Below are 13,544 nucleotides of genomic sequence, written 5' to 3' on the forward strand. Positions count from 1 at the left end.
TCGCCATTCTGAAAACAAAAAAACCCCAATCGGAGGATTGGGGTGCTTAGGAAGGGAAAAACAAGGAAGTTCTGAGTAGAAGAGGCAACTAGGAGTTAACTAGCCATTCTTCAACTGCTTCCTCTTTTGTATTTGTCCGTCGACTGGGAGTTTCGCGCTCGAACTTCATGTGAATCTCGCGGTTTTGCTCGCCGTCTGCGGCAACTGCCATAATCGGGAAGTCGATCAGCCCGTCTTGGAAAGACATTTGGAATCGGAAAGTTCCGTCTGGATTGAGCTTGATCGGGCGTCCGCCAATCGTTACGGTAGCATCTGGCTCGGTCGCGCCGTAGACAATCAGTTCTGCATCAGCAACCAGCCAGAACTTGCGAGGACGAACTGGGGGAGCCGACGCGGAGAAGCCTGCACCCGACATGGTAAGACCCGAAACCGTTGGCAACGCCCACATGCCCATGCCCGATGGGAACACATAAGAACTAATGCTCTCTTCGTGAATGGAGCGATCGCTTTGCTGCATCGAGCCATAGAGCGACCCTGCGATGCGCTGAGCTTCGACGCCTTGAACCATGCCAAAGATATCGTCGTAAATTGGGTTGCCTGTAGCGCTCATGCCACCTGTGATCGCGCCTGCTGCCCGTTGAGTCGGAGGAACTAATTCCATCACCGTTTTACTGCGCAGGTCTTGATCCCAATTTAAGGTGACAAAGTGATCTTCGATCCAATCCGATGGGTAGACGGGCGGAACCCGTACCTGAGCCGAGCGAGCCAAGGTCAACCAGCGTCCGTCAGCACAGCGATAGCCAATTTCGATCATGTAGTCGCGATCGCTAACCGGAATCGGCAAGTACCACTCCCGCGCCATTTCATCGCAAGGATATTCCTGCACGCTATGAGAAGTCTGGAATTCTACGTTGATATCGGTCACGTCATATAGGCGCATCGCCAGCATTTGGCCGCCCTGACGACGTAACTCTTCTTTATGCTCGTTAGGAATATCCCAGTAAGTGTAAGCCCACTGTGGATCGCGGGGCATTAGCACAACGCGGCTCTCACCGTAGCCAGATGGTAGGTCAGCGAGATCGCTATCGACGCCTGCTAAAGAAACGACGCTTGGTTCAGTCTTGAGTTGAGAATTGTCTTGTCCAACGTCAAATTTTGCCGCTTCCACAGTTTCTTGTGCCTCTAAGGTACGGGTGGGGACAGGGGATGAAAAACGAGTGCGCTGAATGTCTTCGATCGACGCCAGCAGTTGGTCTTTACGCATCCGGCTGTAGCGCGAAACGCCATATTCGCTGGCAACGCGCCTCAATTGGCGCAATGTCATCTCGGTCAAAGGAGGTCTCTCGGTACTCATAGCATTCTCCACAACAGTAATAACGCCTCGGTTAAGCCAAATCGTGTATTGGGATCACGTGTTTTGGAATCACACATGTATCGGGATCAATAGTGCGGCCTAATAACTTTTTCTTGGGGATCGCTAGTCGAGTTCATCATGCAGCAAAGCTAGATAGGGATCAAGGGGTGAGAAGACTTGATTTCAGGCCAAATCACGGAATTTCAATGCAAATGGGGATCATTATGTCATGATAACCTGACATTTTTTACGATATGGGGATCGGCCTATAAGCATTAGGGGAGCGGCCCATAAGAATTACTTGATATTAAGATCCCGAAATTTAGCTAAATGTCAGGTTTTCATAACATTTGTTTCTCGTTCTTCTCCCACCGCTTTCTAGTAGACTGCTGTAAGCAAGCTTTGGAATGTAACGTTATGAACTCCGGTTCTGATCCTTCTGATATTGAAGAATCTGTTGAAGTCGAGGAGGACTCAGGCCATCAAAAGGAAACGCTGTCTAAACAAAGTCGAATTATCAGTAAAGTATTGGCTCCGGCAGTGCGACTGTGGCTGCGATCGCAGGTCGAACACATTGAAGACTTGCAGGTAGAGATCGAAGCGGGCGATCGTCAGATTCTGGGTGGTCACATTCGACAGATCGCCCTTTCTGCTCAAAAAGCGGTCTATCGGGGGCTGCATCTCACACAGGTGCATTTAACTGGACAAAATATTCGCGTCAATTTGGGGCAAATCGCTCGGGGAAAGCCGATGCGATTGTTGGAACCCGTGCCGATTGAAGGAACGCTTTTGCTGCAAGAAGCTGACCTGAATGCATCTGCAAACGCGCCCTTGCTTAAAACCGGAGTGACTCAATTTTTAGTAACGTTGCTTAGATCAAGCGGTTCTGAGGTAGAAGAACCAGCGCTCAATCTTCAGAACTTAAAGATTCGGTTAGAAGAGAATCAGATCGTGTTGGCGGCGGCGTTGATTTCGCGCAGTGGAACCGAGACTGCGATCGCAATTCGCTCTGGATTTGAGATGGGTGCGCCAAATCTTCTCAAGCTCGTCAATCCGCACTGGTTGCCTCATGCAGGTGCGAAACGCGGACTCGCAATTCACGATCTCGACGGCTACGAATTTGACTTGGGTAAGGATACTGAAATTCAGGACTTGAAACTGGAGACGGGACAGCTTTCGTGTCGAGCAAAGCTGTTGGTGCGATCGTGAGCGGTCAGGCGTTTTGTTAAGCCAATGCAGAATTCATACAAGCTCAATTGGGCAATAGCGGTAAGACCAGCGTGACAAAGTAATAGACCAACGGAGCCGTAAACACATAGCTATCCGCGCGATCGAGGATGCCACCATGTCCGGGAATCAGTTGTCCAGAATCTTTCACTCCCGCATCCCGTTTCATCATCGATTCGGTCAAATCGCCAAGTAGACTGGCAACACCAATCAATAAGCCTAGTAAAACACCTGTGATTGGCCATCCTGACCAGTCGAGATACCACGATCCGGCCACACCCACCGCAACACTAGCAGAGACTCCAAAGACTGCCCCTTCTACCGTCTTCTTGGGGCTGATATCTGACAGGCGGGTGCGCCCAATCCATTTACCGATAAAGTAAGCGCCAATATCTGCGGCCCAAATACAGAGAAAGGCTAGAAAGGTGTGGGTCAGTCCTTTTGGCAAAGCGTCTAAACCCTGCCAAGAGGTGAGCCAGAATCCATCAAGCGGAATGTTGCTCAGTTCGGCTTGACCGAGTGATCGCAGTCGTACCCAGTAACTCGGCAAATAACCACAGTAGAACAAGCCCATGATTGAGGTGGAAATATCTGCGATCGTGGCGAGTTTGGGCTGAAACAGCAGATAAAAACAGATAAACGTTCCGGCGACTGGGAAAATAGCATCTGCCAGCGAGGGATTTAAGTTTGAGACGATCAGTAGAATTTGGCTGACTACTAATGTTGTTTTGGCAGCGGGGACAATGCCTTTCGCACGCGCAAGCTGAAAGTATTCGAGTTGCCCAAGATAGATAATGATGCCGAAACAGACTGTGAAATACCAGCCACCCATGAGGATCATGGCTAGAGCAAGTACGATCGCGACAACTCCACTAAAAATTCGAGACCAAGGCATATAAACTAACCGTGCGTGAAGGGAACTTGGTCTAATCTCAACTTGATCAACGGCGACTTTGTTCTCAAAAAATTAATGTCAGGTTAAGCAGGTTAAGGGTTGCTTTGGAATACTTTATCAATGATCTGTGAGCAATAGTAAATGCTGAATGAATATTTAAAGCTTTTATCGTTGTTAACCCGTCAATTCATTTTCTCTCCACTCAACACGAAAATTGGATCGACTGCCGCAAACGTTTGACTTGTGCCACGAGTTTCCAAGCGATTAATGGCAGATTGCACAACTTCAATGTTGCGAGCATGAAGTTCAGCAAAGCTTTCTGAAATTTTATAAAGGGTCTCTAAGTTAGCAGCCGTAGCCACAACACGCCCATGCGGTTTAAGGTGCTGCCACACTTCTTTAAGAATATCTTTGATGGAGCGTCCACCCTCAATGCAGACGCGATCGGGAGCGCTAGTTAAAGTTTTTAGACAGTCGGGAGCGCTGCCTTCAACGATGCTGACGTTTTTGACTCCGAAGCGATCGCAGTTGCGACGAATTAAATTAGCCACATCCTCATCTCGCTCGATCGCAATGATTTGCCCGCCAGGACATAATAAACCTGCCTCGACAGGAATTGTTCCGGTTCCGGCTCCAATGTCCCACAGGACGGAATCGGGTTTGAGTCGTAGTTGACAGAGCAAGAGCAGCCGAATCTCTCGTTGACTCATCGGGATGCCGGGCAAGTTCTCGAATAAATCGTCGGGAATGCCAGGGGTGACGTAAGACCAAAGCGGAGAAGTCATAGGGTAAGTCTTGACTTAAATAGAGCTTTATTTGTGGAATTTTAGAGAGTAGTTGAGGGTTGTGCGGTTAAGTCCCTTCATCGTAATTGGGAGACATCAAAACATCACAAGTGACAAGGCGCAACTTTTTGCCCAAACGACTGGAATTCGCTTCGCAGAGGAATGCAGACCCAAAATGAAGCGACACGACGTCGAGATTAAAGAATCTTTCTGCAAATCGAGTGATCTGTATCTCTAATCAAGTCACGGAAACCTAAATTGAGAAATGCTTCTATTAAATTAAGTAATGCTTATGCAAAATCAAATAACGAAAGCTGAAATCGACAGACGCTTATCGAAAATCAAATAACAGAAGCCGAAATCAACAAACGCTTATCGAAAATCAAGTAATGCTTATGCAAAATTAAATAACGAAAGCCGAAATCAACAAACGTTTATCAAAAATCAAGTAGCGGGAACTTGAATCAGTAAACGTATCTGGTATTTACGTCCTTATTGAACAACGCGCAACATTTTGAGCGTAGGATCTGTGCAACCTGTAATAAAACCACCCGACTTGAGAACGTATTGCAGAACATTGAGAGCGTCTTGAGTAATGTATTCTCCAGGCATCAGAATGGGAATGCCTGGTGGATAAGGGCAAACAAGTTCCGCAGAGATACGATTGGCGTTACCAAAATCTGAAAAATTGCCCGCTTGATCGATCGAAATCATTTCGCTTCGAGCAAAGAACGCTTCACGGGGAGACATTGCCTGCGTTCCATTCAACAACTCCCCACCTCCCATAGATACCCCAACCGCTCCTGACAAAACGTTGCCGACGCCTTTGGCTAGCCGATCCGCTGCCAACGTTTCCCACGCCGCGATCAGCCGATCTACATCTGCTTTCGTATTGCCCAAACTAAAAATAAAGGTGACATGCCGCAGAGACGGCAATTCTGCCGTTACACCTAGCTGCTGATGCAGAATTTCGTCTGCCGTAAATCCATCTATGCCTAAGTTAGAAACCGTTACGGTCAATCGAGTCCGATCGAGGGCATAGAATCCAGAGGTCGTGGCCTGTTCAGGATTTAGGGTTGCCAGTTTTGGAATCGCTTGCAGCCGCGATCGCGCTTCATTCGCTAACCGAAGAGTCTGATCCATCAACTCCTGTCCCTCCGTTGCCATCTGCCCTCGTGCAGCGTCTAACGAGGCTAGAAGCAAATAACTCGGACTTGTCGATTGAACAAGCTGCAACGATTGCGAAACGCGATCGCGATCAATTCGATCTCCTTGAACATGCAGCATCGAAGCCTGCGTCAGGGCTGATAAGGTTTTGTGCGTCGATTGCACGGTTAAATCGGCTCCTGCTTGTAGCGCAGACATCGGTAAATCAGCATGAAACGCAAAGTGCGCTCCGTGAGCTTCATCTACGATTAATGGAAGGTTGTACTGGTGAACGAGATCTGCGATCGCGGCAATATCACCACACACCCCAAAATAAGTGGGATATACCATCAACACCGCTTTTGCATCAGGATGCTGTTTCAGCGTGGCGGCGACCGTTTCAGGCGTAATACTGTGCGCGAGATCTAAGATCGGGTCGTATTCGGGGTGAACAAACACAGGGATTGCGCCAGAGAGGATTAGAGCCGCGATCGCAGATTGATGCACATTGCGCGGCAAAATAATTTTCTCGCCAGGGGCACACGTTGCTAAAATCGCAGCCATAATTCCGCAGGTCGAGCCATTCGCGAGAAACCAAGTTCGTTCTGCCCCAAACGTTTGCGCGGCTAAGGCTTGCGCTTCGGCAATCACACCTTGAGGCGCAAATAAATTGTCGAGTTCGGGCAATTCGGGCAAGTCAGCCTGAAAGACTTGGGAGCCGAGGAGATGAGTGAGTGCGATCGCGCTGCCAATTCCACGCTTATGTCCTGGCGCATAGAAGGAAGCGTGCGATTTGAGGGAGCAAGCGGTCAGAGCCTCTAATAGCGGCAAGCGAACATTTGGCATGATCTTTGGCATGATCAACACGCATATTGAACTTAACGGATATTAACGGAAACGCAGTTCCTGCATCTCTCTGGACAGATGTTTCCTGCCCAACTTCCTTTCTAGGTTAGGAATGTCAAGTAATTCGTTAGGATATTCTATGGTTAACCCGCCGACCATTCCTGATCCAACGGTTCCCGATCCGGCTCCCAGCCCAATTCCAGAACCGTTTCCCAAGCCCGATCCATTACCTTCTCCTGTTCCGGAACCGATTCCCTCTCCTGTCCCGGAACCGATTCCCTCTCCTGCCCCAGAGCCTGTTCCTGCTCCTGTCCCACAAACCATACCGGGACCTGTTTAACCGTTTGTATCTCACCTACCTACTATGCTAAGAGCCGGGATTGTTGGACTCCCCAACGTTGGAAAATCAACTTTATTTAACGCGGTGGTTGCCAATGCCAAAGCCCAAGCCGCCAACTATCCCTTCTGTACGATTGAGCCAAATGTCGGTATTGTTGCCGTCCCTGACGATCGGCTAAAAGTCCTGGCAAATATTTCTAGCTCAGCCGAGATTTTGCCAGCACGAGTCGAATTTGTGGACATCGCCGGATTAGTGAAAGGCGCAAGTCGCGGGGAAGGCTTGGGCAACCAATTTCTCGCCAACATTCGAGAAGTCGATGCGATCGTACATGTGGTGCGCTGTTTTGAAGATGACGATGTGATTCACGTTTCCGGATCGGTCGATCCAGTGCGCGACATTGAAGTGATCAATCTTGAACTAGGGCTTGCTGACTTAGATCAAGTCGAGCGCCGAATTGAACGTGCCCGAAAGCAGTCTCGCACCAGCAAAGAAGCTCAAGTCGAAACGGGCGCACTCGAAAAGTTGATTCCAGTCCTCAATGAAGGTAAACCCGCACGTCAAGTTAGCCTCACCGAAGAGGAAGAAGAGCTGATCAAACCACTCGGATTGCTGACTCGCAAGCCAATTATCTATGCCACGAATGTTTCTGAAAATGATCTGGCAACAGGTAACGAATGGGTTGAGCAGGTGAGAGCGCTCGCCGCTGAAGAAAACGCGCAAGTCGTGGTGGTGTCAGCTCAAGTTGAATCGGAACTCGTGGAATTACCAGAGAGCGATCGCGCCGATTTCCTAGAATCGCTAGGCGTCGAAGAAGGAGGTTTAAAGTCTCTCATTCGCGCGACTTACGAACTGTTGGGACTGCGAACCTACTTCACGACTGGGCCAAAAGAAACCCGTGCCTGGACAATTCACGCGGGCATGTTAGCTCCTCAAGCCGCAGGCGTAATTCACACAGATTTTGAGCGGGGCTTTATTCGGGCTGAAACGGTGGCTTACAAAGACTTAGTAGCCACAGGCTCAATGGCAGGAGCCAAAGAAAAAGGCCTGGTTCGTAGTGAAGGCAAAGAATACATCGTTCAAGAAGGCGATGTATTGCTATTCCGCTTTAATGTGTAAACACTGAAATCATACTAGTGTAAAGATTGGTACATGATTCAGCAATATTACGGAAGGCTGTGTATAATTACAGGTAGAAAGGTTTTGCGGAAGCCTCAAAGCTGAATTTTTACGCCTAATCCAATAGTTTGGATTTCATAGCACCTCGGTCTCACGATCGAGGTCTTTTAATTTTTACCTCATCCCTTATCCTTCCTCCTCATTCCCCACTCATATGTGACAATAGAGTTAAAGAATGTAAATATTTCTCATATATAGGACTCGATACCATGCGTGTAATCCTCATGACAGGCAAAGGCGGCGTCGGTAAAACCTCGGTGGCTGCTGCAACTGGACTTCGCTGTGCCGAATTAGGATATCGAACGCTGGTATTGAGTACCGATCCAGCCCACTCACTGGCTGACAGCTTCGATCTTGAATTAGGACACGAACCGAGAGAAGTGCGTCCGAATCTTTGGGGAGCCGAACTCGACGCCCTCATGGAACTTGAAGGCAACTGGGGAGCCGTCAAGCGATACATCACCCAAGTTTTGCAAGCTCGTGGACTCGAAGGGGTTCAGGCAGAAGAGTTAGCCATCCTGCCAGGCATGGATGAGATTTTTGGACTCGTGCGAATGAAGCGGCATTATGACGAAGGCGAGTTTGATGTGCTGATCATCGATTCTGCCCCCACTGGAACTGCTTTGCGGCTACTCAGCCTGCCAGAAGTGGGCGGTTGGTATATGCGAAAATTCTACAAGCCGTTTCAGGGAATTTCGGTTGTGCTACGTCCGCTAGTTGAGCCAATCTTTCGCCCGATCGCAGGGTTTTCGCTGCCTAACAAAGAAGTAATGGACGCGCCTTACGAGTTTTACGAACAAATTGAAGCGCTGGAAAAGGTTCTGACTGACCCCACCAAAACCACTGTGCGACTCGTGATGAACCCCGAAAAAATGGTGATTAAAGAATCGCTGCGGGCCCACGCTTATCTGAGCCTTTATAACGTTGCCACCGATCTCGTTGTTGCCAACCGAATCATTCCTGACTCTGTTTCCGATCCGTTCTTCCAAGGCTGGAAGGCACAGCAGCAGGGCTATCGCCAAGAGATTCACGACAATTTTCTGCCGTTGCCTGTGAAGGAAGTGCCGCTTTATTCTAAGGAAATGTGTGGCTTAGAATCGCTCGATCGCTTGAAAGAAACACTCTATCCGGACAACGAAGACCCGACGCAGATTTATTACAAAGAAACAACCCTACGAGTCGTTCAAGATCAAAATCAGTACAGCTTAGAGCTTTACTTGCCTGGAATTGCTAAGAGTCAGGTTGAGCTAAGCAAAACGGGTGATGAATTAAATGTCCGAATCGGAAATCATCGCCGTAATTTGGTTCTGCCGCAAGCGTTGGCAGCTTTGCAACCATCGGGAGCCCGAATGGAAGACGATTATCTCAAGATTCGCTTTTCTGACCCGGCTAAGGTTTAATCGTTGCCTTGTATTGGAGCGATCGCGACTTGAATTTCTGTTTCGCGTGATTTGGTTGCGATCGCTCTGATTACTTGATAGATCCTAAGAAAAGAATCCAACAGCCTCCGTTCAGCAATGCGGTTAACACGGCTCCAATAATGACACCTTTCATGAGTCCAAATTGCCGTTTGCGGTTTAGATAAATCACTAACGGAATCACATAAACTAATTGAGCAACGCCCCAACCGATAAGGGCAAGCGTTGGCAGCGCAAGCAGATTGTAATGAAGCGGAGAGGGCAGTGAACTTGAAACAAAGAAAATCAGTTGCGCCACGATCGCACCAACAAAAAGCGCAAGAATATGCACTCCAAATAGTAGAAGAATGCCTTTTAGAATTTGCGTAGTCTCATTTCTCTGACTCATGATTTTCTGAGTGAATGCAATTATTGCGACGTTTGGAGGGTGAAACAATCTTGCATCTTCACAACCTGCAATACGCTAGGCGATTGTGCCACATTGAGCCACAGCATAGATTACAAGCTTGCGGCGAAGAGAATGGAGTATAGCTACCAGGGCAATCATCTACTATCGCCAATGGCTGAATTTGAATACGTTTCAGACTGACTATGACACGGGAATTAACCGTAGCGATCATCCTCTATCCCTAATAGAAAGAAGCTAGGAGCGAGAGTTGAATCTCATTCCTAGCTTCTTCTTTGATATACCCTCAGGGAATTCGAAGCAACGGACTCTAGCTACGACCTTGGGCTTATGAGAGGTGAATACTACCTCCGGTCGTGTTCCAAGTCGAGCATGACCTTCTCAATCACCCATGAGAATGCGGGTTTCAATAGGGACTTCTGCGGATTACGCAGTGTTACGCAATTCCAGTTCCGCCTGTCACTCCATACACTTCTCCCGTGATGTAGCTACCCTCCTGAGAAGCCAGCAGCACGTATACAGGAGCAATCTCCACCGGCTGTCCAGGTCTTCCCATGGGCACAGCGGAGCCAAATTTCTCAATCTTGTCCTGGGTCTGTCCACCACTGGGCTGTAAGGGCGTCCAGAAGGGTCCCGGTGCAACTGCATTGACCCGCACTCCCTTTTCGATCATCTGTTTCGCCAAGCCTTTGCTGAAATCCACAATGCCTGCTTTCGTCATTGCATAATCTAGCAGAGTGGCTGAGGGTTCAAACCCTTGAATCGAAGCAGTGTTGATAATCGCTGCTCCAGGCTTCAGATGGGGCACTGCTGCTTTCGTAATCCAAAACAGCGCGTAGAGGTTCGTCTTCATCACCTTGTCAAAATGCTCGGTCGGAATCTCGCTGATTGAGGGGTAAGACGTCTGAGCACCTGCATTGTTAACGAGAATATCCAAGCCGCCCAACGATGCTACTGCGTCTGAGACAAGCTTTTGGCAAAATTTCTCATCGGTAATGTCACCTGGAAGCGCCACTGCTTTGCGTCCAGCCTGTTCAATCACCTGGATGACCGTTTGAGCATCCTTTTCTTCACTGGGAAGATAGGAAATTGCCACGTCTGCTCCTTCCCGTGCGTAGGCGATCGCAATAGCTCGCCCGATGCCAGAATCGCCTCCAGTGATCAATGCCTTTCGACCGACAAGCTTGCCACATCCGGTGTAGCTCGTCTCACCGTGATCTGGCTGTGGGTCCATTTGTTGAGCAAGTCCCGGTACAGACTGCGGCTGACGGGAAAAAGGCGGAGTGGGATACTGTTGACGTGGGTCTTGCAGCTTTAATCGATCATTCTCCATTCGTAGTTCTCCCAGGAAGTGTTTCAGCTTTCCCATCCTGCTACGCCTGTTGATTCGCCGCGTGTCCCACTGGGCTGAAATATGTACGACACAAGTTTGAGACGGCGACCACCGCTCAATTTGCTCTCTCAGAAGTTAGAGCAGAAGAGAGCTTTGAGTTCAACAATACTGGAATTGCCGCTAGCTCCTGGGACTTCTGCTGAAAAGAGCAGATGTTCAAGGGGTGCCGTCAGAACGCTCACTCACAATTTCCCAGATGCAACAATTCTCGGTTTACAGTCCTCTGATCTTCTGCTGATGAGTAAGTTCACTAGAACCCCCTGGAATTCTTTTAGTGGCAGTAATAACTCAGAATTCGGTACAAGCTTCTCTTCTCTGGCTCAGGAAATGCATCACGATGTAGAACAAGAAGACTTCAAGCTGATTCTATTGATGAGCTTGTATCTGCGATTTCTTCTTTTCGAGTTTTTTAACAATCTTATCCAGATAATATTGAAGGTTTAAGTTTAGAACAAATCCGCTAATCTTTCCTTTTCTATTTTCGACTTCCGACTGTAGCGAGTTTTGAACAGATTTAAGCCATGCCAATTCTTCAATTAACGTTGCAGGAACGTTTTCAAATTTGTATCGTTCGCTTAGTGCCCAAAAAATGTATCTTTGATCTTCATCGTTCATCGATAGCAGGGCAGCTATAAAGGTATGTGGTTCTACATAATTCAGTATCGGAATGTCATGATATTTCTGAGTTAAAACATCTTCGTACTGATACCTACTTACGCTAATCATTCTAGAAAACTTCAACTTATCACTTTGCATGATGGTGAGTAAATCTTTGCCAGCAGCAGGCAGATTCTCCTCTTGCGCCAATTCTCGCACTTCGTCGATATACAAAGATAGCTCTTGAAATTCCTCAAACTCTTTCCCACAGAATCCAAGACTGCCATAGGCGTCATCAGTGATCGAATCGATCAGTGAAGGAGCGGTAAGAGTAAGCTGTTTGCTATCTTTTAGATAGTCAATGTAGTGCTTGGCATCCCTGAGAATCTCGTCTTTGCTTTTCTTATAAAGCCTTGCATCAGAGAACTGCAGAAAAAGTCCGAAAACATGCTTTATTTCTCCAATTTCAACATACTTTCTATTGTTGTAATCCAACTCAACACTGTTGAGAATGCTATCAAACTCATCATCAGAAATATCTCGAAAATGCCATAATCTAATCCAATTAGGAGTATTTCCATCCTGAAAGTATTTACTATTTGATATTGATTGATCTAATTCATCAGTATCTATAATTCCCTTATCAAAAAATGCTTGCCACCATAGGTTACTTGGAAATGGTTCGTACAGGTTAAGCCAAGAATATGTTTCAAGAACTTTTTCAAGTGGATTGGGCTCCTCATGATTAACCCTTTCATTAGAGTTGAGTGATTGGCGTGAAATTCGCTTACTCATTCGAGATGTATATACATCTTCTAGCTTACTAATATCTTTTGGACGCATGTTGCCGCGTTTAATCTCTATAGAAAAAACCATAAGTAGCTTCAACAAGTCTTGTAATAGCTCTAGATTATTTTTTGCTTTTTCTGGCAAAGCATCAAAGATTCTCTCAAAATCTAAGACAATCTGCTTTAAATTTCTAAGATTTTTATATTCAGCTTTTGCGTATAAATCTTGTATCAATTCAGCATTATTTGAGAGGAACTTTTTAATATCTGAACCGCTCACCATAGTAATGAAATTTTCTAATGCACCCTCAAAGTCTAGAGATATACCAAAAGTTTTACCTATCAATTTCTCTTTAATAATTTTATACCTATCATCTTTTTTCGCTAGTTCATCTTCATTAGCAATGAGAATTGCCTTTAAGTCTTGATGCTCTACAAAAGAATTGATATATCCTAATACATTGACGAGATCTATATTGCAGCGTTCTAAATCATCAAAAATTAGAATACTTCTGTCAACATTTTTGAGATAATCAGGCAAATTAATTTCTGGAATTTGAAGGTTTACTGCTCCTTCATCTCTACTGTCGTTGTTCAAATCAATTTTTAACGTGCCCTTTAGTAAACCTTTGAGAATCTTACCAGTTACTGCCATTCCTTTTGAAGCAAGTAGAGGATGTAATTGCTGAAAAAATGCATCTTCTATCTCAGAGAAATTGGTCATCCCGTAAAGACTTATATACAAACATTTATGATTTTTCTCTTTAAGCTTTTCACGATATTTATTAATAAACCATGTTTTTCCAGAGCCCCATTCTCCTTGTAAAAGAACAGCGAATCCAGGGGCGTGAGGTAAATTACAGTAATAGTCTAAGTACGTTCCTATATGGCTATTGCTTGTTTGCTGACTCTGGCTCATTTGTCCCTTAAATTTCTTTTATGCCATCAAGCCTAAATATAACAAACGTACAATACGCCCCCATGAGATTTAAGAACCCAATAATCTCTCAAGCGGTTTTACACCTTGGAAATGACACTGCCCCATAAATCCATGAAAACGTGCTTGTTTTCTCGGCTTAGGTTGATCTTTAAGAATTGGCATTGTTGCAAGTAGAGGAGTTGAAGTGACCCCTTTAGTTCGGACAGAAGCACAAAAGATTTAAGCGTATCTAC

General features: G+C 46.6%; 11 protein-coding genes. 4 read left to right on the top strand and 7 right to left on the bottom strand.

Going from position 1 to position 13,544, the window contains the following annotated elements; genetic code table 11:
- Positions 1–88: 88 nt before the first annotated feature.
- Entirely contained in the window at positions 89–1,354 is a 1,266-nt protein-coding gene (locus AC5JLB_RS28565) for a DUF4912 domain-containing protein (protein ID WP_495877223.1), read from the bottom strand.
- Positions 1,355–1,771: 417 nt separating this feature from the next.
- Between AC5JLB_RS28565 and AC5JLB_RS28570 the strand changes: the two genes are divergently transcribed.
- A complete protein-coding gene (locus AC5JLB_RS28570) occupies positions 1,772–2,563 on the top strand; it encodes an LmeA family phospholipid-binding protein (protein ID WP_495877224.1) in 792 nt (263 codons plus the stop codon).
- Between the two features lie 43 nt (positions 2,564–2,606).
- On the opposite strand, the gene AC5JLB_RS28575 is transcribed toward AC5JLB_RS28570, so the two are convergent.
- The 3 genes from AC5JLB_RS28575 to AC5JLB_RS28585 all read right to left on the bottom strand — a co-directional run bounded on the left by AC5JLB_RS28575 (position 2,607) and on the right by AC5JLB_RS28585 (position 6,265).
- Positions 2,607–3,476 carry a phosphatidate cytidylyltransferase gene (locus AC5JLB_RS28575; RefSeq protein WP_495697147.1) on the bottom strand — a complete coding sequence of 290 codons (870 nt, stop codon included), beginning with the start codon at positions 3,474–3,476 and terminating at the stop codon, positions 2,607–2,609.
- A 182-nt stretch (positions 3,477–3,658) separates the two neighbouring features.
- A complete protein-coding gene (gene cbiT, locus AC5JLB_RS28580; protein ID WP_495697146.1) occupies positions 3,659–4,261 on the bottom strand; it encodes a precorrin-6Y C5,15-methyltransferase subunit CbiT in 603 nt (200 codons plus the stop codon).
- 492 nt (positions 4,262–4,753) lie between these two features.
- Positions 4,754–6,265 (bottom strand): aminotransferase class I/II-fold pyridoxal phosphate-dependent enzyme, encoded by a 1,512-nt coding sequence (locus AC5JLB_RS28585; RefSeq protein WP_495877225.1) that lies wholly within the window; start codon positions 6,263–6,265, stop codon positions 4,754–4,756.
- Positions 6,266–6,392: 127 nt separating this feature from the next.
- Here AC5JLB_RS28585 and AC5JLB_RS28590 point away from each other — a divergent pair, with 127 nt between their 5' ends.
- The 3 genes from AC5JLB_RS28590 (at position 6,393) to AC5JLB_RS28600 (ending at position 9,169) form a co-directional block, all read left to right on the top strand.
- Positions 6,393–6,593 carry a hypothetical protein gene (locus AC5JLB_RS28590; RefSeq protein ID WP_495877226.1) on the top strand — a complete coding sequence of 67 codons (201 nt, stop codon included), beginning with the start codon at positions 6,393–6,395 and terminating at the stop codon, positions 6,591–6,593.
- Positions 6,594–6,617: 24 nt separating this feature from the next.
- Positions 6,618–7,709 carry a redox-regulated ATPase YchF gene (ychF, locus tag AC5JLB_RS28595; RefSeq protein WP_495877227.1) on the top strand — a complete coding sequence of 364 codons (1,092 nt, stop codon included), beginning with the start codon at positions 6,618–6,620 and terminating at the stop codon, positions 7,707–7,709.
- A gap of 269 nt (positions 7,710–7,978) precedes the next feature.
- A complete protein-coding gene (locus tag AC5JLB_RS28600) occupies positions 7,979–9,169 on the top strand; it encodes a TRC40/GET3/ArsA family transport-energizing ATPase (RefSeq protein WP_495877228.1) in 1,191 nt (396 codons plus the stop codon).
- Between the two features lie 70 nt (positions 9,170–9,239).
- Here the strand turns inward: AC5JLB_RS28600 and AC5JLB_RS28605 are convergent, their stop codons facing one another.
- From AC5JLB_RS28605 to AC5JLB_RS28615, 3 genes are all read right to left on the bottom strand, one after another.
- A complete protein-coding gene (locus AC5JLB_RS28605; RefSeq protein WP_495877229.1) occupies positions 9,240–9,575 on the bottom strand; it encodes a hypothetical protein in 336 nt (111 codons plus the stop codon).
- Positions 9,576–10,029: 454 nt separating this feature from the next.
- Positions 10,030–10,926, bottom strand: a complete 897-nt coding sequence (locus AC5JLB_RS28610; RefSeq protein ID WP_495877230.1) for an SDR family oxidoreductase — start codon at positions 10,924–10,926, stop codon at positions 10,030–10,032.
- Positions 10,927–11,352: 426 nt separating this feature from the next.
- Positions 11,353–13,290 (bottom strand): P-loop NTPase fold protein, encoded by a 1,938-nt coding sequence (locus tag AC5JLB_RS28615; RefSeq protein ID WP_495877231.1) that lies wholly within the window; start codon positions 13,288–13,290, stop codon positions 11,353–11,355.
- Positions 13,291–13,544: the final 254 nt, after the last annotated feature.

The organism is Myxacorys chilensis (assembly GCF_059505265.1).

Excerpts from the sequence above, each read along its gene's own strand:
- AC5JLB_RS28570 (WP_495877224.1), top strand. The coding sequence starts at position 1,772 with ATGAACTCCGGTTCTGATCCTTCTGATATTGAAGAATCTGTTGAAGTC.
- AC5JLB_RS28590 (WP_495877226.1), top strand. The coding sequence starts at position 6,393 with ATGGTTAACCCGCCGACCATTCCTGATCCAACGGTTCCCGATCCGGCT.
- AC5JLB_RS28605 (WP_495877229.1), bottom strand. The coding sequence starts at position 9,575 with ATGAGTCAGAGAAATGAGACTACGCAAATTCTAAAAGGCATTCTTCTA.
- AC5JLB_RS28575 (WP_495697147.1), bottom strand. The coding sequence starts at position 3,476 with ATGCCTTGGTCTCGAATTTTTAGTGGAGTTGTCGCGATCGTACTTGCT.
- cbiT (WP_495697146.1), bottom strand. The coding sequence starts at position 4,261 with ATGACTTCTCCGCTTTGGTCTTACGTCACCCCTGGCATTCCCGACGAT.
- AC5JLB_RS28615 (WP_495877231.1), bottom strand. The coding sequence starts at position 13,290 with ATGAGCCAGAGTCAGCAAACAAGCAATAGCCATATAGGAACGTACTTA.
- AC5JLB_RS28600 (WP_495877228.1), top strand. The coding sequence starts at position 7,979 with ATGCGTGTAATCCTCATGACAGGCAAAGGCGGCGTCGGTAAAACCTCG.
- AC5JLB_RS28565 (WP_495877223.1), bottom strand. The coding sequence starts at position 1,354 with ATGAGTACCGAGAGACCTCCTTTGACCGAGATGACATTGCGCCAATTG.
- AC5JLB_RS28610 (WP_495877230.1), bottom strand. The coding sequence starts at position 10,926 with ATGGAGAATGATCGATTAAAGCTGCAAGACCCACGTCAACAGTATCCC.
- AC5JLB_RS28585 (WP_495877225.1), bottom strand. The coding sequence starts at position 6,265 with ATGCCAAAGATCATGCCAAATGTTCGCTTGCCGCTATTAGAGGCTCTG.
- ychF (WP_495877227.1), top strand. The coding sequence starts at position 6,618 with ATGCTAAGAGCCGGGATTGTTGGACTCCCCAACGTTGGAAAATCAACT.